Source organism: Hyphomonadaceae bacterium ML37, assembly GCA_027627685.1.
Classification (GTDB): Bacteria; Pseudomonadota; Alphaproteobacteria; order Caulobacterales; family Maricaulaceae; genus Oceanicaulis.
The window spans coordinates 382,278-400,521 of the sequence record CP091241.1 but is presented as its reverse complement, the minus strand read 5'-3'; the positions used below and the strand labels follow the sequence as shown (position 1 = coordinate 400,521).

Below are 18,244 nucleotides of genomic sequence, written 5' to 3'. Positions count from 1 at the left end.
GGGGGGGATAATGACGAACTCGTCAAACAAGGTCAGCGCAGAGTCTTGCGGCAAGCTGGCGGACGCATTGTTGAGTGTACGCAAGCGCGCCATTGTGTCGGAACGCTGGATCCAGACACAGCTGAGCCTGGCGCTGGAGACCCATAACTGGCGCGACAGCAAGCCGGGCCACTTGCCCAAGGTGGCCAAACAGGTCGCCAGTCTTGTCTATGGGAAGCCGGTTGATCGGGACGCTCTGGCCAAAAAGCTCGCCGGGCTCACCCGCGAGGCGCGCGTGCGCGACGCGGTCCGGCGATTCTTCAATCAATCCGGCCTCGAAGTCCATGGCGTGCCTGTGGACCATCCCACCATCGGGCGCGAACAGCTCATGGCGGCCATGCTGGGCCGGTTCATCTATGAGCAGGAGCCAGGCTATCAACAGGAGGAACTAGCCCATCAGGGCGTCTACGTCCTGCTTCAACGCGCCGGCGACTCTCAGGTGAACCGTTCGCTGCTCATCATCGATTCTCAGGGCGCGCAGAATGTGATGTGGGCGGTGCATTTGTACCGGCCCGCGAATATCCCCGACGCCCGCCTGAACATGCGCACAGGCGTGTTCCTGCCCTATGAGGCCCGGACCGCACTGATGTCCGGTTCACGATGGATCAGCGCCGAAATCCTGATCCGCAAACACCTGACCGAGGGTGATGCAGACGCTTTGATGGCAACGGTTTCCGACGGCTCTGAAGGCGAAGACTTCGAAGCGCGCGAACTGGCTATCTTGACCCTGAAACCTAATGGCGCCGCCGTCATGCGGATCAAGGACGCGGGCAAGGAGTATGGCTATGTCAAGCTCAAGAACCCGGTCAATCCCGACGCTTTTGCCGCGCTTGGTCTGAAGAACCGCGACGCGCTGAGCGCAGAAGAAGCCGCCGTGATCCCGCGCCACAGCGCCGAACATGCACAAGCCTTTGCCGATGTGCAGGACGCGCTGGCGCGCTTCGCCGCGCTCGCCGGTGCGCCGCGACTGGACGCTGCGATGGCGGAACCCGCGCAGGAGGGAAAACCGGATCTGGCCACCGCTCCGGCAGCCGGCATGCTTGAGACGCTGGAAGCGTCAGCAGCGCCCGGTCCGCACACTCTGGACGCGAACGACCGGGCCACCATTGACCCTGCGGTCGGCGGCCCGGCCATTCATTCTGCCGATGACCCGCGGCCGACTGACAAGGACAACGCCCCGCCTTCTCAGATCTCCTGATCGAAGGCGCCGATCTCGGGGTGGCGGGCCAGCTCTTCGCGGATGGCCGCGAAGATGGCTCGCATGTCGTCCTTGCTGGTGAGGCTTTCCACCACGATGACCAGATTGGGCGTGTTGGAGCTGGCGCGCACCAGGCCCCAGGCGCCGTCCTCCAGCGTGAAGCGCACGCCATTGACCGTGTTGATGTCGGCGATCGCGCGTCCGGCCACCTTGTCCCCTGAAGCCGCTTTGGCCTTGAACGCGGCGATAATGCGGTCGACGACCTCGTATTTCTGCTCGTCGGTGCAGGCCGGCGACAGGGTCGGCGAGCCATAGCTGACCGGCAGGGCGCGCTTGAGGTCGGCCATCGACTGGCCGGGGTTGCGGTCGAGCATTTCCAGGATGCAGCGCGCGGACACCAGCGCGCAGTCATACCCGCGCCCGATAGGCGGCTGGAGGAAGTAGTGGCCAGACTTCTCAAACCCGGCCAGTGCACCCAGCGCGTGGGAGCGGCGTTTGATGTAGGAATGGCCGGTCTTGTAGTAATCGGTCGTGGCCCCGCTGGCCTTGAGCACCGGGTCGGTGGCGAACAGGCCGGTGGATTTCACATCCACCACGAACACCGCGCCGGGGTAGGACGCCGACAGATCGCGCGCCAGCATCAGGCCGACCTTGTCGGCGAAAATCTCCTCGCCCTCATTATCCACCACGCCGCAGCGGTCGCCGTCGCCGTCAAAGGCCAGGCCGACATCGGCGCCGGTCTCGCGTACGCGATCCGCCAGCGCGTGCAGCATTTTCATGTCTTCCGGGTTCGGATTATAATTGGGGAAGCTGTGATCGAGGGTGCAATCCATCTCGATCACCTCGGCGCCCAGCGCCCGCAACAGGTCCGGCGCGAACGCCCCCGCCGTGCCATTGCCGCAGGCGGCCACGACCTTGACCGGGCGGGTCAGGCGCACGCCAGCGGCGGCGTCTGCCTTGTAGGCTTCAGCCACGCCCTCGCGGCGCACATAGCCGCCGCCGGACCGGGCCTGGCCCTCGCCGCCCAGCACGATCTGTTTCAGCCGGCTCATCTCGTCAGGGCCGAAGGTCAGCGGGCGCTCCACGCCCATCTTCACGCCGGTCCAGCCATTGGCGTTGTGGCTGGCGGTGACCATCGCCACGCTTTCAATGTCCAGATGGAACTGGGCGAAATAGGCCATGGGCGACAGCGCCAGGCCGATATCGTGCACCTCGATCCCCGCCTGCATCAGGCCAACGGTGAGCGCCTGTTTCACGGTGAGCGAATAGCTGCGGAAATCATGGCCGGTGACAATTTTGGGCGATTTGCCCAGCTCGTGGATCAGCGTGCCGAGCCCCAGGCCCAGCGCCTGAACGCCGTAGAGGTTGATGTCCGGGGTCTTGTCCGAGCCCGGATGACCGAACCACCAGCGCGCGTCGTACTCGCGAAACCCGGTCGGTCTGATCAGCGGCAGGGTTTCGAATTCCCACGTGTTCGGCTTGATGTCGGCGTTCATGGCGTCCCCTCATATCCAGTTTGCGAGCGGCCTGGTCCGGCGACCGGTCAGCGTCAACGCCTACCCGGCCGCATCCTCGTTCAGAATGCGCACTTCGATGCGGCGCACCAGAAGCGGGCGTCCGCCCCCGTCCTCGTCCGGCCAGATCCCCACCCAGTCCAGCCCGCCCAGCGGCGTGCCTTCGGGGATGCGATGGCGCAGGGTCACGGTGCGGAACACTGTGTCCACGTCCACCTGGCGCCAGCCGGTATCGGCGTCGCCAACGACAAAATACCCGATATGGGCGGAGGTGAGGTCGGGATCCGGAGCGCGCATGTCGATGCGCACCTCGATATCGCGGCCCACCACCGCCGACTCGAACTCGGGGGGGATGACCGCGCCCACGCCCGCCGACAAATGACCGGCGGCCTCGCGAGACGCCGTCGCGGTCAGGCGCGCCACCGGGCCGCCCGACGCCGCCGGATCGAACAGGGTGCGCGTGCCCGGGCCCGGGATGAGCTGGTCGAGGGCGGCGCCCTCCATGATGAACGTATCGGCGGTGATGACCGCGTCCTGCCCTGAGGGACGATACTGCATCGCGCCCCAGATCAGCGCCGCGAACACCACGGCCGCCAGCGGCCAGAACAGGCGGTCCGGCAGAGAGAAGCGCGCCACAGAGTCCATCAGCTCACACCCGCGCGCAACAGATCATGGATGTGCAACAGGCCTTCGGGTCGGCCGTCCTCGCCGCACACGAAAAGCTGGGTGATCTTGCGTGATCCCGCCGTCATGTGGCGCAGCGCTTCGGACGCCAGCATGTTCGGTCCGACCGTCACCGGCGCGGGCGTCATCACCGCATCCACCGTCTCCGACACCAGGTCCGGGCTCATCTTCCGCCTGAGATCGCCATCGGTGATGATGCCCAGCAGCCGGCCCTCGCCATCGATCACGCCGACACAGCCAAGGCCCTTGGCGCTCATCTCGATCAGCGCCTCGCCCATGCCCGAACCCGACGCGGCCAGAGGCAGGGCGTCGCCGGCATGCATGAGCGCGCCGACATGGGTCAGCGCCGAGCCCAGCGCGCCGCCGGGATGGAACCTTGCAAAGTCGCGCGCGGTGAACCCGCGCGCCTCGATCAGCGCCACCGCCAGCGCATCGCCATAGGCCATCATCATGGTGGTGGAGGTGGTGGGCGCGCGCGTCTCGCCGCACGCTTCTTCGGCGGCGGGCAGCAGGAGCAGAAGATCAGAGCCGCGCGCCAGGCTGGACTCTTCGCCCGCCGTCAGCGCGATCAGCGGCACGCCAAAGCGCCGGCAATAGGCGATCATGTCGCCCAGCTCGCGCGTCTCGCCGGATTTCGACAGCGCCAGCACCGCATCGTCCGGCGTGATCATGCCCAGATCGCCATGACTGGCTTCTGACGGGTGAACATATTGAGCCGGCGTGCCGGTGGAGGCGAAGGTGGCGGCGATCTTGCGCGCGACATGGCCGGACTTGCCGACGCCCGCGCAGATGACCCGGCCCTTCAGCCCGGCGATCAACCGCACGGCGTCCACCGCCTGCGGGCCCAGAGCGCCGGACAGGGCGGCCAGCCCGTCAACCTCCAGCGCCAGCGTGCGGCGCATGGCGGCGATCAGGGCGGTTTCGTCGAGCCGTGATGCGTCGGGGCGGGTCATGGGCACTGGTTCTAGACCAAGCCTGCGCGCGCTCCAATGGCCGTTTCAGGGCGCCTTGAGGCGCTTGGCGCGGGGCGCAATTTCCCCGATGATGGCGCCATGGATATCGAAACGCTTGAGCTTGACGGTCTTTGCCTGATCCGACCGGCGCGCCACGGTGATGAGCGCGGCTGGTTCGAGGAGGCCTGGTCCGGCCCGCGCCTACGCGCAGCGGGGCTCGATCTCACATTCGAGCAGGACAATCTCTCCTACTCGGTTGCGGCAGGGACACTGCGCGGCCTGCATTTCCAGGCGCCGCCCGCCGCCCAGGGCAAGCTGGTCAGCGTCATCACCGGTGCGATTCTGGATGTGGCCGTGGATGTGCGCACCGGTTCGCCCAGCTATGGCCGGCATGTGGCTGTGCGCCTGAGCGAGGATGATCCTGCGCGTCTTTATGTGCCTGAGGGGTTCTTGCACGGGTTCGTGACGCTGACGCCGCACACGCGCGTCGCCTACAAGGTGACGTGCGCCTATAGCGGCGAGCATGACCGGTCGGTGGCCTGGAATGATCCGGAGCTGGGCATTGACTGGGGCGTTGAGCGCCCTGTCCTGTCAGACAAGGATGCGCGCGCGCCGACCCTGAGCGGCATGCCGGCGCCCTTCCCCCCGGGCTGGCGCAAGCGCGGTTGATCAGCAGAGCGTCAGATTGGCGTTCTGACTGACGAAATCGACAAAGCGCCGCAGCGTGTCCGCCGTCTCGGTCTCTACAATCCGGCTGGTCTCGCCCGGAGCAGAGCCGCTGAGATAAAACACGCACTCGCTGGATCGTTCGGACAAGTCGCGCGTGAATTGCTCCACCAGCCTGTCAAGCGCCTGAGCCTCGCTCTCGGTCGCGACTGACACCGTCACCCTTTCCATACGAATCCCCCTAAGGTCCCACCTCCCGACCTGACGACTGATGCTTTGCCAGCCGTTCCGACCGGGAGTTATGGTGCGATAACCAAGGTTAGAGTGCAAGACCCATTCCAGTCATGACGCCCTCAATTCGACGCCTGCTCATCCTCGGCCGGTCCGGCCAGCTGGCCCGCGCGCTGCAAGCGCGCGCGCCCGGACACTGTGACGAATGGCGCGCCGCCGGGCGCGACGAGGCCGACCTGGCCCGGCCCGGCGCCGTTTCGCAGCTCATCGCCGAATGGCGCCCGGACGCTGTCATCAACGCCGCCGCCTGGACGGCCGTGGACGACGCCGAGACGCGCGAAGCCGAGGCGCTGCAGGTCAATGCCCTTGGGGCGGGCGAGGCGGCGCAGGCGGCGCACGCGATCGGGGCGCGCTTCATCCATGTGTCCACCGACTATGTCTTCGGCGGCGCGCCGGGCGGTCCGTTTACGGAAAATGCCCGGCCCGCGCCGGTGAACGCCTATGGCCGCACCAAGCTGGCGGGAGAGCAAGCGGTGATGGAGGCCTGTCCCTCTGCCTGCGTCGTGCGGGCGGCGGGCGTGTTCAGCGGCGGCGGCAGCGATTTCCCGAGCGCCATGTGGCGTCTGGCCCAAAACCGCACAGAGATCGGCGTCGTGGATGACCAGCTGACCGGGCCGACATTCGCCGATGACCTCGCCGACCGGCTGATTGCTCTGGCGCTCATCCCTCACGCGTCTGGCCTGTTCCATTGCGCCAGCGGGCCGCATTTGAGCTGGGCGGCGTTGGCTGTGGCGTGTTTCGATCTGGCGCGCGACGCGGGACTGCCCGCGGCGGACGTGCGTCCCATCCCCAGCGCGGAGTTTCCCCGTCCGGCGGCGCGGCCGGCGGATTCGCGGCTGGCGTCCACACGGCTGGAGGCGGCGACCGGCCTGCCGCCACCCGACTGGCGCCCGGGTCTCGCCAAGGCCCTCGACGTCTGGCGGTCCAGCCGGTAAATCCCGCCTGTCCCCTTTGTCCAGACCGGAAAAGCGCCCCATGACCCGTCTCGTCCTCACCCGCCACGGCCAGAGCGTCTGGAACAAGGAAAACCGCTTCACCGGCTGGGTGGATGTCGATCTGACCGACGCCGGAGAGGCCGAAGCCCGGCGCGGCGGCGCGCTGCTGCAGGCCGAAGGGTTCGCGCCGTCGCTGGCCTTCACCAGCGTGCTGAAACGCGCCATCCGCACTTTGAACTTCACGCTGGAAGGCCTCGACCGGCTCTGGATACCGGTGGAGAAATCCTGGCGGCTCAATGAGCGCCATTACGGCGCGCTGACCGGCATGAACAAGGCCGAGGTGACTGCAGAGCACGGCGCGGAGCAGGTAAAAATCTGGCGGCGCTCTTATGACACCCCGCCCCCGCCTTTGCCTCTGGACGATCCGCGCCATCCGCGCTTTGACCCGCGCTATGGCGCGCTGGACCCGGACGCGCTTCCGTCCGGAGAAAGCCTGAAGCTGACCCTTGAGCGGGTGGCGCCCTATTTCAAGGACGCCATCGCGCCGCGCCTTGAAGCGGGAGAGGATGTGATCATTTCCGCCCATGGCAATTCGCTGCGCGCGCTGGTCAAGCTGTTGTTCAACGTGCCCGATGGCGACATTGTCGGCATCGAGATCCCGACCGGCAATCCGCTGCTGATCGAGCTGAAGGGCTTGCGCCCCGCCGCGCGGCGCTATCTGGACGAAGCCCGCGCGCAAGACCTGCCGCCCTGCCCGTGAGCACGCCGCCGATCCTGACCGGCCGCCCTGTGACGCCGGATGATCTGCGTTTCATGGATGCGGCGCTGGCGCTGGCCTATGCCGGGCTCGGCCGGACCGCCCCGAACCCGTCAGTGGGCTGCGTGATCGTGCGTGACCGCCGCGTAATTGCGTCTGCGGCGACGGCGCCCGGCGGGCGCCCCCATGCCGAGACCCAGGCGCTGGGGGCCGCTGGCGATGCGGCGCGCGGCGCGTGCATCTACGTCACCCTGGAGCCGTGCGCCCATCATGGCCAGACGCCGCCCTGCGCACAGGCGCTCATCGATGCGCGTGTCGGCGAAGTGGTCATCGCCTGCCGCGACCCGGACCTGCGCGTGGCCGGGCGCGGCGCGGCGATGCTGCGCGAAGCGGGGATCGCGGTGGTGGAGAGCGTGCGCCAGGGGGAGGCCGAGGCGCTGAATGTGGGCTTCTTCACCCGCATCGCCACAGGCCGTCCGCTGGTGCTGCAGGACCCGCGCCCCGGGCTGTTTGACGCCGATCTGGAGATTGGCCCGGACGAGAGTTTCGGCCAGGCGCTGGACCGGCTTGGACGCGCCGGGATGACGCGGGTGCGCGCGCCTGGGCGCGCAACGGCGCGTTAACGCTAAACAGGCTAGGATTTCCGATGGCTGCACGCCCTGTGCGGCGCTCCGGAACCCGCCTATGACCCGCTCGCCAATCCAGTACCGGACCCTGTCGCAGGCCCAGGTTGACGAGATCTGCCGGCGTCATGATTTCCTGATGACCGGGCGGATGGGCGGCGCGCGCGCCAGCTTCTCATACTGCATTCTGTCGGGCCTGGACCTGTCCGGGCGCCATCTGGCCGATGCGGACCTGACCGGGGCTATCCTGGAAGGCACGAATCTCGCCGGCGCCAATCTCACTCGCGCCGTGCTGTACGCCGCCGATCTGCGGCGCGCCAATCTGGCCGGCGCGGTGCTGCACCGGTCTGACATGCGCGGCGCGATCCTGCGCGGGGCGGACCTGACCGGCGCCGATCTCAGCCAGGCGGACTTGCGCGAAGGCGCCATCGCCCAGGCCGACAAGGAAAAAGGCCTGGCGATGATCAGCCATGAAATGCGCCCGGGCGAAGCCAGCTCAGCCAATTTCGCGCGCGCCAACCTGTCCCAGATCCGCATGAGCGGCGTGGTGGCCCAGTCGTCCGACTTCTCCGACGCGGTGCTGATCGGCGCGCGCCTGACCCGGGCGAACCTGCGCAACTCCCGCTTCCCCGGCGCCAATCTGGAAGGCGCGGACATGAGCGGCGCCGACCTGACGGACGCCGATTTGCGCGACACCGTGCTGATCGGGACCAAGATGGATCTCGCCCGCCTCAACGGGGCGAATATGAGCGGCGCGCTGCGCGATGCGCCGCCGGGCGAGGTGGCCGATCCGGGCGGCGAGACAGCGCGGGCGCTCGATCGTCACGCGCGCTGGTGCGAGACCGGCGGTCAGGAGGGCGCGCCCTCCACCTTTGACGGCAAGGATTTGCGCGGGCTGCACACGCTGGCGCGGCGCAATCTGACCGCCCTGCAGGCGCGTGGCGCGATCCTGTACGGGCTCGACATGGAAGGCGCGGAGCTGCAGGGCGCAAAGCTGGCCAATGCCGATCTGCGCATGACCTCGCTGCGGGGCGCGGATTTGCGCGGCGCGGACATGGCCGGCGCCAAGCTCAGCAATGCCGATCTGCGCGAGGCGCGCATCGGTCCGCTGCTGCTGCCCAATGACCGCCTGCTGGCGGCGTCTCTGGCCGCGGCGGTTTTGCGCTATGCCGATCTGTCCGGCGCGGATCTGCGCCATATCGACGCCAGCGGCGCGGATTTTTCCTTTGCGCGCATGCATGGCGCCGATGTGCGCCGCGGCCGGTTCGCCGGCGCATGCTTTACCGGCGCACGCGCGCCCGAAGGCATCGCCCAGGCGGCCGATTTGAGCGGCGCGGTGGATCTGCCCGCCGCCTGAGTTGCTCCGCGGCGCCAGTCCGGATAAATACTCACTTTGAGCAAAAGCGCGCGCCCTCGCGGGCGCATGCACGGAGGGGCGGCCATGGCAGCGTTCGACACTCTCTACCGGCACCGCATGGTCCGCGTGGCGGCCTTTGCGCCGCGCGTGGCGCTGGCGGACCCGGCGGCCAATCGCGAGGCGATCCTGACGCTGGCGCGCGAGGCGCATGAGCGCCACGCGGCGCTGGCCCTGTTTCCAGAGCTCGCCCTGACCGGATACTCGGTGGAGGATCTGCACCACCAGAGCGCCCTGCTGGACGCCAGCGAGGCGGCGGCGGGCGATGTGATCGCCGCCAGCGCCGACCTGTTCCCGGTGATCGTTCTGGGCTGCGCCCTGCGCCAGCACGGGCAGATTTTCAACTGCGCGCTGTTCGTCCATCGGGGCCGGCTGCTGGGCGTGGTCCCCAAAAGCTATCTGCCTACCTATCGCGAGTTCTATGAGAAGCGCTGGTTCTCAGACGCCACAGGCGTGCTGTCTCCGACCATCGCCGTAGCCGGCCATGAGGCGCCGTTCGGGACCGATCTGGTGTTCGAAGCGGCAGACCTGCCCGGTTTCGTCGCGGCGGCGGACATTTGCGAGGATTTCTGGGCGCCGGTTCCGCCCAGCACCGACGCGGCGCTGGCCGGGGCCAGCGTGATCGTCAATCTGTCGGCCTCCAACGCCACCATCGGCAAGGCGCGTGAGCGGGCCGTGCTGATCGACGCCCATTCGCGGCGCACCTGCGCCGCCTATGTGTTCTGTGCAGCGGGCGCGGGTGAATCCACCAATGATCTGGCCTGGGACGGGCAGCTTCTGGTCTATGAGCAAGGCGTCTGCCTGGCGCAGGGCGAGCGCTTCCTGAACGATCATGCGCGGGTCTACGCCGATATTGATCTGGAGCGCATCGAGCAGGACCGGCTGCGCCTGTCCACCTTCCGCGACGCCGCCGCGCGTGCGGCGCCGCGCCTGAAAGCCATGCGCCGCGTGCGTTTTGAGCTGGGAGTTGAGTTGGACGCTTCTGTTCCGCTGGAGCGCGCCGTCGACCGCTTCCCCTTCGTGCCCAACGATCCGGCGCGGCTGGACGAGGATTGCTATGAGGCCTGGAACATCCAGGTGCAGAGTCTCGTCCAGCGGATGCGCGCCAGCGGCGTGCGCCGGGCCGTGGTGGGCGTGTCCGGCGGGCTGGATTCCACCCAGGCCCTGATCATCACCGCACGCGCCTTCGACCGGCTGGAGCGCGACCGGGCCGATATTCTGGCCGTCACCCTGCCGGGCTTCGCCACATCGGATGAGAGCCATGCGCGCGCACTGGCGCTGATCGAAGGGCTGGGCGTCACCCATCGCGAGATCGACATCCGCCCGGCGGCCGGCCGCATGCTGGCCGATCTGGGCCATCCCCATGCGCGCGGCGAGCCGGTTTACGACATCACGTTCGAGAATGTGCAGGCCGGCCTGCGCACCGATTATCTGTTCCGCCTGGCCAACCACGAACAGGGTCTGGTCATTGGCACCGGCGATCTGTCCGAGCTGGCGCTGGGCTGGTGCACCTATGGCGTGGGCGACCAGATGAGCCATTACAACGTCAATGGCGGCGTGGCCAAAACCCTGATCCAGCACCTGATCGCCTGGGCGGCGCGGCGCGGGGAGTTTGGCGGCGATGTCTCGCGCACGCTGGACGATATCCTGTCCGCCGAGATCACGCCCGAACTGGTGCCCGCCGGCGCAGACGGTGCGGTGCAGTCCACAGAGGCGGCCATCGGCCCCTACGCGCTGCATGATTTTTTCCTGCACTACGCCCTGCGCTACGGGTTCGGGCCGCAGAAGATCGCCTTCCTGGCCCATGCAGCCTGGAGCGACGCCGGCAAGGGCGCCTGGCCGCCGCATGTGGAAGGCGCCAAGCGGCGCGCCTATGACATGGGAGAAATCCTGCGCTGGCTGGAGGTGTTCTCGAAGCGCTTCTACCAGACCGCCCAGTTCAAACGCACCGCCATGCCCAACGGCCCCAAGCTGACATCAGCCGGGGCGCTCAGCCCGCGCGGCGACTGGCGCGCGCCGTCGGACGCTTCGGCGCGGGTCTGGCTGGACGCGATTGCGGCGCTCAAGGCCGAGCTCGGCGTTTAACCTCTTGCACGTGAACATGAAAAAGGCCCGGAGGCGATCCTCCGGGCCTTGTTTCGTCTGCAGCTGACCTGAACGGTCAGTGCTTCACCCGGGCCCACACCGTGCGGTAGGACCAGTACAGGAGCACGGCCAGGCCAAACAGATAGATCATGACCATCAGGCCCATGCTCTTGCGCGATTCCATGTGCGGATCGGCGGCCCAGGCCAGGAAGTGAGTGACGTCAGTGGCCATCTGCTCGACGGTGGCTTCGGTGCCGTCAGCGTACTCGACCATACCGTCCATGAGCTGCGGCGGCATCGCGATGACCATGCCGGGCATGTACGGGTTGTAATAGCTGCCCGGGCGGATATCGAGGTCGGCGGGAGCCTCCTCGTCATAGCCCATGAGCAGTGAGCGGATATAGTCGGCGCCATAGTGACGCGCGCGCACGATGATCGACAGGTCCGGCGGATAGGCGCCTCCATTGGCTGCGCGGGCCTGGATTTCGTTGGCGAACGGATAGGGGAACATGTCCGACGGACGCCCGGCGCGCTGGATCGTGTCGCCGATATCATCGAGATCGTTGATGAAATACTCTGCGGCGATCGCGGCCACGACCGGATTGTCGTTGGGATTGTCGAAGCGCTGCACTTCGCCGTCAATCGTCACTTCCTCGAACGGCCCGCCGGGCTGGCCAAGGTGACGGAAAGCGAGGTGTTTCAGGCCGTGACAGGCCGAGCAGACCTGCTGGTAGACTTGGAAGCCGCGCTGGACGGCCTGACGGTCGTATTCGCCGAACGGGCCGTCGAAGGACCACTCGTGCTGCTCGGGCGTGCGGTAATAGCTCGCGGCCAGAACCGGCGCTGCGATCATGACGGCCAGTGTGGCGGCGGCGAGGAGCCTGGTGGTGGTTTTCATCGTCATGCTCCTATTCAGCCGGTTGCGCCGCAGGCGCTGCGCCGGACCCGGTTTTCACCGGTTTGTCGCCGTGCAGCACCGCATCCTCGATGGAGGCCGGCCGGGCGGTCGGCTTTTCGACAAAGCCCAGCACCGGCAGGATCACGAGGAAATAGGCGAAGTAGTAAAGGGTCAGCACCCGGCCCAGCAGCAGGAAGTCAACGCCGATCGCGCCCAGCACCGGCACTTTGGTGTCGGGCAGTTCCGCGCCGGCCCAGCCCAGACCCAGGCAGGCGACCACGAAGAAGCCGAAGAACCAGCGCGCCATCGGACGGTAGCGCATGGAGCGCACTTTGGAGGTGTCCAGCCAGGGCAGCACGAACAGCACGCCGATGGCGGCGAACATCAGGATGACCCCGCCCAGCTTGTCCGGCACGGCGCGCAGGATGGCGTAGAAGGGCAGGAGATACCATTCGGGCACGATCATCGCCGGGGTCACCAGCGCGTTGGCCTCGATATAGTTGTCGGCATGGCCCAACACGTCGGGGGCGTAGAACACGAAGCCGGCGAAGATCAGCAGGAACACCACGATCGCGAAGCCGTCCTTCACCGTGTAGTACGGGTGGAAGGGCAAGGTGTCGGCGGCGGTCTTCACGCTGATGCCGGTCGGGTTGTTATTGCCCGGCACATGCAGCGCCCAGACGTGCAGGCCCACGACGCCCGCGATCAGGAACGGGATCAGATAGTGCAGCGAGAAGAAGCGGTTCAGCGTTTCGTTGCCGACCGTGAACCCGCCCCACAGCCATTGGGTCACCGGCTCGCCGATCAGCGGCAGGGCGCCGAACAGATTGGTGATCACCATGGCGCCCCAGAAGGACATCTGGCCCCAGGGCAGCACATAGCCGAGGAAGGCCGCGGCCATCATCAGCAGGTAGATCACCACGCCGAGGATCCACAGGATCTCGCGCGGCGCCTTGTAGGATCCGTAATACAGGCCCCGGAAAATGTGCATGTAGACGGCCAGGAAGAACATCGACGCGCCCACGGCGTGGATCGACCGGATCAGCCAGCCGAAATTCACGTCGCGGTCAATCCGCTGAACGCTGGCGAACGCGTAGTCGATATTGGGCACGTAGTGCATGGCCAGCACGATGCCGGTGATGATCTGCACCATCAGGCAGACGGTGAGAATGCCGCCGAACGTGTACCAGTAGTTCAGGTTCCGCGGGGTCGGGAAATCGATGAAGGAGTCCGAGGCCAGGCGCACGATCGGAAGGCGCGCATCGAGCCAGCGTGTGAACGCCGTTTTCGGTTCGTAAGTGCTGTTGCCGCTCATCGTCTACGCTCCTAGCCAAGCCGAAGGGTGGTGGCCGAGATGAAAGTCATCGGCGGGACGGGCAGGTTTTCCGGGGCCGGACCCCGGCGGATGCGGCCCGACGAGTCATAGTGCGAGCCGTGGCACGGGCAGAACCAGGCGCCGTAATCGCCCGAGCCTTCCGTGGGCACGCAGCCCAGATGGGTGCAGTTGGCGCTGGTCACCAAAAGGGCGGCGCGCAGGCCGGCGTCGATGGACTGTCCTTCTGCGACCGCGGCGCTCATGGCCGACCGGTTTTCGTCGGTCGCCGGCGCGCTGTCTTCCAGATTGGCGTTGCGGGCCATGCGGTCCGGCAGGCTGGCCACGTTCACGTCGCGCGCCGCCGTCACTTCCGACTCGGTGCGCATGCGCACGAAATGCGGGCGGTTGCGGAACATCACGGTGATCTCGTCGCCCGGGCTGAGCTGGTTGAGCTCCACATCCGTGGTGCCCAGCGCCAGCGTGTCGGCGGCCGGGTTCATCTGGTCGATGAAAGGCCACAGCACCGCCGCGCCGCCGAGCGCGGCCATGCCGGCCGCGGCGATGTGGATGAAATCCCGGCGGGTTTCGCCGCCCTCGTCGGGATTGGAATTATTGTCCGTCACGTGCCGACCTCATAATTCTCGCCGCCGTCCGGCCACGCCCGGCTGGAACGTGGCGGCGGCGGCAGCCTGACAAGACTTAGCGCGGAATGTCTGCACGTCCGTGCGTCGCGCTGACGCATACGGAATCGCAATGACACACCCCGTCAGGAGGCGGGAGTAATCCGCCCCCCTTCATTTTTCAACCGGATTATCCGCTTTGCGACGTGATAGCGCAGGCAGGACTGCAGTTTGCGGACGGCCCGGCCTCAGGGATAAAGCGGGTACTCCGCCTCAACCTGATAGATATTGGGCCGGCCCGGCTGGGTCTGGAGGCTGGAATACAGATAGAAGCGGTCGTTCAGCATGGGCGCAGACCGGTAGAGATTGAGGCGCTGCTCATACCGGGCAAGACGCACCGGATCGGTCCAGGGCTTGAGATAGGCCAGCGTCAGGTGCGGGGTGAAGACGCGGCGCTCAGGTTCCACGCCCACGCGCCGCGCCGCCTGGACGCACCCCTTCGCCAGAGCCGACAGCGCCGGATTATCCTCGACCCCGAGCCAGAGCGAACTGGGCTCGGCCCTGCCGAAATGATTGACGCCCTTGAACACCAGATCGAACGGCGCGCAGCGTATGCGGGCGAGCTCAGCGTCCAGTTCTGCGATCACGGCTTCGTCGAGCTCGCCGTAGAAGGCCAGTGTGACGTGGAAATTCTCCAGCGGGCGCCAAGCCGCGCCGGGCACGCCCTTCATCAAAGGCTCAATGCGCTGCGCGATGGCGGGGTCGACAGGCAGGGCGGCGAACACGCGAAGGGTCATGGGCCCAGCATGTCCGCATGCCGCCCCGGCCCGTCAAGAGGCCGGGCCCGGCGCCTCATCTGCGCATCCGCACCGGTTTTGCTTGAACGCACGGCCCTGAATCCTCATATATGGTTGCGAAATCCGGCACGGTCATACCGTCCGGGCGAAGTGACCTGCCGGTTCGACACAGGGCCGCAGGGTTGCAGAACTCAGGAAGGAAGACATGAACCAGCTTAATCGCACCGCCTATGGCGCGCGCACGCTCGACACCTCGGTGGATGCGGGCCTGCGCAGCTTCATGCTTGGCGTCTACAACAAGATGGGCCTCGGCCTCGTGCTCTCGGCCGCGCTCGCCTACATCGTCGGCACCGTCGCGCCCGTCAGCGCCATCGTCCTGACCGCGCCGGTCATCTATATCGTCCAGTTCGGACCGCTGGTCTTGCTGTTCGGCTCCATGTTCTTCATGCGCAACCCCTCGCCCATGGGCGCGGCGGTGCTGTACTGGTCGGTGGTGACGCTGATCGGCTCCGGCCTCGGCGTCTGGGTCTACATCGCCGCCAACGCGGCGACCGTGAGCGCGCTGACCGGCGATATCAGCCTGACCTTCGGCACCATCGCCCAGGCGTTCGTGATCACGGCGGCGGCCTTCTTCGGCCTGTCGATCTGGGGCTATACGACGAAGACCAATCTGCAGCCGATCGGCTCCTTCCTGATCATGGCCGTGATCGGGATCGTGGCGATCAGCCTGATCAACGTCTTCTTCGTGGAATCCTCGGGCCTGCAGTGGCTCATCCAGTTCGCGATCCTCGGCCTGATGGCCGGCATCGTGGCCTGGCAGACCCAGGGCCTCAAGCTGATGTACGCTGACATCGCGGGCGACCAGCGCTCGATGGCCGTGATGACCTATTACGGCGCGCTGAACCTCTACATCGCCTTCGTGAACATGTTCCAGGTCATCCTGATGATGCTGGGCAATCGCGAGTAACACCCGGTCTGATCGCCGGACCAAAAACCCCCGGAGCCCCTGGCTCCGGGGGTTTTTCTTATTCGGCGGCGGCTGATAACCGGCGCAGGAAGCGGCGGAACAGGGCGTGCGCCTCGGCGGCCTGGCCGGCGTCATAGCGCATGCGCGGGTCCCAGGGCTGGTCCTGCGCGTCGAAGGCATGGGTGGCCTCGCTCAGCAGCACAGACGGACGGATGACCGCGCCCGAGGCCCGCTGACGCTCGAACAGGCGCTCGCAGGCCCGGTGGTCGGCAATCGCGTCGCGGCCCGCCAGAATGCTCTCCACGGGGAAGGACGCGCCGATAGGGTCGCGCCGGGCGCGGATGACCGGCCCGCAATAGGGGTAGATGAGGAAGGCCCCGCGCACGCCCTCGAACGGGGCGGCGCCCTGCTCGCCCGCCTGCGCCGACGCCATGGCGTCCAGCACGGTCCAGCCGCCATGGCTCCAGCCGGTCAGGGCCAGACGCTGCGCGTCAATGCGCGGATCGGCGCGCAGCAGCTCCAGCGCCGCGAACACATCGGCGGCGCGGTCCTGCCCGCGCATGGACAGGCCGGTGCATACCAGCAGGCGCGAACCGGTCGGGCCGATGCCGCGGGCGGCATGGGAATCCACGATCAGCGCCGCCCAGCCTTGAGCATTGGCCTCACGCGCATAGACGTCCTGCACCTCGCGCACGCCGCCGCAGCCCGACAGAAAGATCACAGCCGGGACCGGGCCCTCTGTGCCGTCGGGCAGGCGCAACGTGCTGTGAGCGGTGATGTCCACCTGCGCGGGCGCGCCAGCGGCCAAAGTCAGCGCCGCCATCAGCCCTGTGACCAGCGTCCGCATGGTCAGTGCCGGAAATGGCGCATGCCGGTGAACACCATGGCGAGCCCGGCCTCGTCGGCCGCGGCGATCACCTCTTCGTCCCGTACCGAGCCGCCCGGCTGGATGATGCAGCGCGCCCCGGCCTTGGCCGCTTCGCGCACACCGTCAGGGAAGGGGAAGAAGGCGTCCGACGCGCAGGCCGAGCCTTCCGTGCGCGGGGCGTCCCAGCCGTTTTCCTTGGCCGCATCCTTGGCCTTGCGCACGGCCAGGCGCACGGCTTCCACCCGGCTGGTCTGGCCCATGCCGATCCCGGCCGAGCGGCCGTCGCGGGCGAACACGATGGCATTGGACTTCACATGTTTGACCAGGCGCCAGGCGAACAGGAGGTCAGCCATTTCGCCTTCGTCGGGCGCCCGGGCGGTGACGACTTTGAGCTGGGATTCGGTGATCCTGCCCGTGTCGCGCGACTGCACTAAGAGCCCGCCCGCCACCGATTTGAGCGTCCAGCCCGGGCCTGACGGGTCGGCCAGCGCGCCGGTGAGCAGCACGCGCACATTCTTCTTCGCCGACAAAATGTCCAGCGCCGCGTCTTCAGCGTCCGGCGCAATGACGACCTCGGTGAAATTGCGGCTGATGGCGTCGGCGGTGGCGGCGTCGAGAGGGCGGTTGAACGCCGCGATGCCGCCAAAGGCCGAGAGGGGATCGGCGGCGAAGGCGCGCTCATAGGCGGCGGCCAGAGACTCGCCTTGCGCCGCGCCGCACGGATTGGCGTGCTTGATGATTACGGCCGCGGCGCAATCTTCGGGATCAAACTCGCTGACCAGTTCGAACGCCGCGTCGGCGTCGGCGATATTGTTGTAGGACAATTCCTTGCCCTGGACCTGGCGCGCTGACGCGACGCCGGCGCGCGCTTCCGGCGTGGCGTAGAGCGCCGCGTCCTGGTGCGGGTTCTCGCCATAGCGCAGCTTCTGCAGGCGCGGCCCGCCCAGCGTGAACCAGCTGCGCGCAGGCTTTTCCGCCTCCGCTTCCAGCCGCCCGGCGATGGCGCTGTCATAGGCGGCGGTGCGCGCAAACGCCTTGGCCGCCAGATGACGGCGCACCGACAGCGGCGTGGCGCCGTCATGGCGGCCCATCGCCTCGAGCACCTTGTCGAGATCGCGCATGTCGACGCACACCGCGACATAGCGATGGTTCTTGGCGGCGGCGCGGATCATGGCGGGGCCGCCCACATCGATCTTCTCGATACAGGCCTCGATCCCGGCGCCGGAACGCGCGGTTTCCTCGAACGGGTAGAGATTGACCACCAGAAGGTCGATGCCGGGAATGCCATGAGCCTCCATGGCCGCCAGATCATCCTCGCGCTCGCGGCGGGCCAAGAGGCCGCCATGGACGCGTGGATGCAGGGTCTTGACCCGTCCGTCCATCATTTCGGGATAGCCTGTGATGTCGGCGACGTCGCGCGCCTCCAGGCCCGCATCGCGCAGCGCCTGCAGCGTGCCGCCGGTGGACACCAGCTCCACGCCGGAATCGGTCAGCGCCTTGGCGCGTTCGGCGAGGCCCGCCTTGTCGGACACCGAGATCAGCGCGCGCCGGATCGGCACAAGGTCTGTGTCGGCCATGAGGGGAAGCTCCTGCAGGAAACAAAAGGGACCATGGCGCCGC

18 protein-coding genes are annotated in these 18,244 nt (G+C 67.3%); 8 read left to right on the top strand and 10 right to left on the bottom strand.

From position 1 onward, the window contains the following. The first annotated feature begins 10 nt into the window (after positions 1-10). Positions 11-1,237 carry a hypothetical protein gene (locus L2D01_02065; protein WBQ10572.1) on the top strand — a complete coding sequence of 409 codons (1,227 nt, stop codon included), beginning with the start codon at positions 11-13 and terminating at the stop codon, positions 1,235-1,237. Here L2D01_02065 and L2D01_02060 read toward each other — a convergent pair. Genes L2D01_02060 through L2D01_02050 form a run of 3 tightly spaced genes read right to left on the bottom strand, consistent with a single transcriptional unit; the run spans position 1,225 to position 4,388 of the window. Beyond that, positions 1,225-2,733, bottom strand: a complete 1,509-nt coding sequence (locus L2D01_02060) for a phosphomannomutase/phosphoglucomutase (protein WBQ10571.1) — start codon at positions 2,731-2,733, stop codon at positions 1,225-1,227. The two genes, L2D01_02065 and L2D01_02060, sit on opposite strands and share 13 nt — an antisense overlap. A 60-nt stretch (positions 2,734-2,793) precedes the next feature. Further along, positions 2,794-3,396 carry a hypothetical protein gene (locus L2D01_02055; GenBank protein ID WBQ10570.1) on the bottom strand — a complete coding sequence of 201 codons (603 nt, stop codon included), beginning with the start codon at positions 3,394-3,396 and terminating at the stop codon, positions 2,794-2,796. Further along, complete coding sequence (locus L2D01_02050) at positions 3,396-4,388, bottom strand: KpsF/GutQ family sugar-phosphate isomerase (protein WBQ10569.1); 993 nt, start codon at positions 4,386-4,388, stop codon at positions 3,396-3,398. Before L2D01_02050 ends, L2D01_02055 begins: the two co-directional genes overlap by 1 nt. A gap of 36 nt (positions 4,389-4,424) precedes the next feature. Between L2D01_02050 and rfbC the strand changes: the two genes are divergently transcribed. Continuing rightward, positions 4,425-5,057 (top strand): dTDP-4-dehydrorhamnose 3,5-epimerase, encoded by a 633-nt coding sequence (rfbC, locus tag L2D01_02045; protein ID WBQ10568.1) that lies wholly within the window; start codon positions 4,425-4,427, stop codon positions 5,055-5,057. Here the strand turns inward: rfbC and L2D01_02040 are convergent, their stop codons facing one another. Continuing rightward, positions 5,058-5,270 (bottom strand): hypothetical protein, encoded by a 213-nt coding sequence (locus L2D01_02040; protein WBQ10567.1) that lies wholly within the window; start codon positions 5,268-5,270, stop codon positions 5,058-5,060. Between the two features lie 128 nt (positions 5,271-5,398). Here L2D01_02040 and rfbD point away from each other — a divergent pair, with 128 nt between their 5' ends. The 5 genes from rfbD to L2D01_02015 all read left to right on the top strand — a co-directional run bounded on the left by rfbD (position 5,399) and on the right by L2D01_02015 (position 11,159). Continuing rightward, complete coding sequence (rfbD, locus tag L2D01_02035) at positions 5,399-6,280, top strand: dTDP-4-dehydrorhamnose reductase (GenBank protein WBQ10566.1); 882 nt, start codon at positions 5,399-5,401, stop codon at positions 6,278-6,280. A 40-nt stretch (positions 6,281-6,320) separates the two neighbouring features. Next, positions 6,321-7,040, top strand: a complete 720-nt coding sequence (gene gpmA, locus L2D01_02030) for a 2,3-diphosphoglycerate-dependent phosphoglycerate mutase (protein WBQ10565.1) — start codon at positions 6,321-6,323, stop codon at positions 7,038-7,040. Next, positions 7,037-7,660, top strand: a complete 624-nt coding sequence (gene ribD, locus L2D01_02025; GenBank protein ID WBQ10564.1) for a bifunctional diaminohydroxyphosphoribosylaminopyrimidine deaminase/5-amino-6-(5-phosphoribosylamino)uracil reductase RibD — start codon at positions 7,037-7,039, stop codon at positions 7,658-7,660. Before gpmA ends, ribD begins: the two co-directional genes overlap by 4 nt. A gap of 61 nt (positions 7,661-7,721) precedes the next feature. Next, positions 7,722-9,017 carry a pentapeptide repeat-containing protein gene (locus L2D01_02020; GenBank protein ID WBQ10563.1) on the top strand — a complete coding sequence of 432 codons (1,296 nt, stop codon included), beginning with the start codon at positions 7,722-7,724 and terminating at the stop codon, positions 9,015-9,017. An 84-nt stretch (positions 9,018-9,101) separates the two neighbouring features. Then, positions 9,102-11,159, top strand: coding sequence for an NAD(+) synthase (locus L2D01_02015; protein ID WBQ10562.1), 2,058 nt, complete (start codon positions 9,102-9,104; stop codon positions 11,157-11,159). A 76-nt stretch (positions 11,160-11,235) separates the two neighbouring features. Here the strand turns inward: L2D01_02015 and L2D01_02010 are convergent, their stop codons facing one another. The 4 genes from L2D01_02010 to thpR form a co-directional block, all read right to left on the bottom strand. Beyond that, positions 11,236-12,057 carry a cytochrome c1 gene (locus L2D01_02010; GenBank protein WBQ10561.1) on the bottom strand — a complete coding sequence of 274 codons (822 nt, stop codon included), beginning with the start codon at positions 12,055-12,057 and terminating at the stop codon, positions 11,236-11,238. Between the two features lie 10 nt (positions 12,058-12,067). Continuing rightward, positions 12,068-13,372 carry a cytochrome b/b6 gene (locus tag L2D01_02005; GenBank protein WBQ10560.1) on the bottom strand — a complete coding sequence of 435 codons (1,305 nt, stop codon included), beginning with the start codon at positions 13,370-13,372 and terminating at the stop codon, positions 12,068-12,070. Between the two features lie 11 nt (positions 13,373-13,383). Then, positions 13,384-13,995: a ubiquinol-cytochrome c reductase iron-sulfur subunit gene (gene petA, locus L2D01_02000; protein ID WBQ10559.1), complete on the bottom strand. Its 612-nt coding sequence runs from the start codon at positions 13,993-13,995 to the stop codon at positions 13,384-13,386. Positions 13,996-14,240: 245 nt separating this feature from the next. After that, positions 14,241-14,789 (bottom strand): RNA 2',3'-cyclic phosphodiesterase, encoded by a 549-nt coding sequence (gene thpR / locus L2D01_01995; protein WBQ10558.1) that lies wholly within the window; start codon positions 14,787-14,789, stop codon positions 14,241-14,243. 205 nt (positions 14,790-14,994) lie between these two features. Here thpR and L2D01_01990 point away from each other — a divergent pair, with 205 nt between their 5' ends. Then, complete coding sequence (locus tag L2D01_01990) at positions 14,995-15,756, top strand: Bax inhibitor-1/YccA family protein (protein WBQ10557.1); 762 nt, start codon at positions 14,995-14,997, stop codon at positions 15,754-15,756. A 58-nt stretch (positions 15,757-15,814) separates the two neighbouring features. Here the strand turns inward: L2D01_01990 and L2D01_01985 are convergent, their stop codons facing one another. Then, complete coding sequence (locus L2D01_01985; protein WBQ10556.1) at positions 15,815-16,603, bottom strand: dienelactone hydrolase family protein; 789 nt, start codon at positions 16,601-16,603, stop codon at positions 15,815-15,817. A 2-nt stretch (positions 16,604-16,605) separates the two neighbouring features. Beyond that, a complete protein-coding gene (gene purH / locus L2D01_01980; protein WBQ11614.1) occupies positions 16,606-18,183 on the bottom strand; it encodes a bifunctional phosphoribosylaminoimidazolecarboxamide formyltransferase/IMP cyclohydrolase in 1,578 nt (525 codons plus the stop codon). Positions 18,184-18,244 lie beyond the last annotated feature (61 nt).

Excerpts from the sequence above, each read along its gene's own strand:
- L2D01_02065 (WBQ10572.1), top strand. The coding sequence starts at position 11 with ATGACGAACTCGTCAAACAAGGTCAGCGCAGAGTCTTGCGGCAAGCTG.
- L2D01_02060 (WBQ10571.1), bottom strand. The coding sequence starts at position 2,733 with ATGAACGCCGACATCAAGCCGAACACGTGGGAATTCGAAACCCTGCCG.
- L2D01_02055 (WBQ10570.1), bottom strand. The coding sequence starts at position 3,396 with ATGGACTCTGTGGCGCGCTTCTCTCTGCCGGACCGCCTGTTCTGGCCG.
- L2D01_02050 (WBQ10569.1), bottom strand. The coding sequence starts at position 4,388 with ATGACCCGCCCCGACGCATCACGGCTCGACGAAACCGCCCTGATCGCC.
- rfbC (WBQ10568.1), top strand. The coding sequence starts at position 4,425 with ATGGCCGTTTCAGGGCGCCTTGAGGCGCTTGGCGCGGGGCGCAATTTC.
- rfbD (WBQ10566.1), top strand. The coding sequence starts at position 5,399 with ATGACGCCCTCAATTCGACGCCTGCTCATCCTCGGCCGGTCCGGCCAG.
- gpmA (WBQ10565.1), top strand. The coding sequence starts at position 6,321 with ATGACCCGTCTCGTCCTCACCCGCCACGGCCAGAGCGTCTGGAACAAG.
- L2D01_02020 (WBQ10563.1), top strand. The coding sequence starts at position 7,722 with ATGACCCGCTCGCCAATCCAGTACCGGACCCTGTCGCAGGCCCAGGTT.
- L2D01_02015 (WBQ10562.1), top strand. The coding sequence starts at position 9,102 with ATGGCAGCGTTCGACACTCTCTACCGGCACCGCATGGTCCGCGTGGCG.
- L2D01_02010 (WBQ10561.1), bottom strand. The coding sequence starts at position 12,057 with ATGAAAACCACCACCAGGCTCCTCGCCGCCGCCACACTGGCCGTCATG.
- L2D01_02005 (WBQ10560.1), bottom strand. The coding sequence starts at position 13,372 with ATGAGCGGCAACAGCACTTACGAACCGAAAACGGCGTTCACACGCTGG.
- thpR (WBQ10558.1), bottom strand. The coding sequence starts at position 14,789 with ATGACCCTTCGCGTGTTCGCCGCCCTGCCTGTCGACCCCGCCATCGCG.
- L2D01_01990 (WBQ10557.1), top strand. The coding sequence starts at position 14,995 with ATGAACCAGCTTAATCGCACCGCCTATGGCGCGCGCACGCTCGACACC.
- L2D01_01985 (WBQ10556.1), bottom strand. The coding sequence starts at position 16,603 with ATGCGGACGCTGGTCACAGGGCTGATGGCGGCGCTGACTTTGGCCGCT.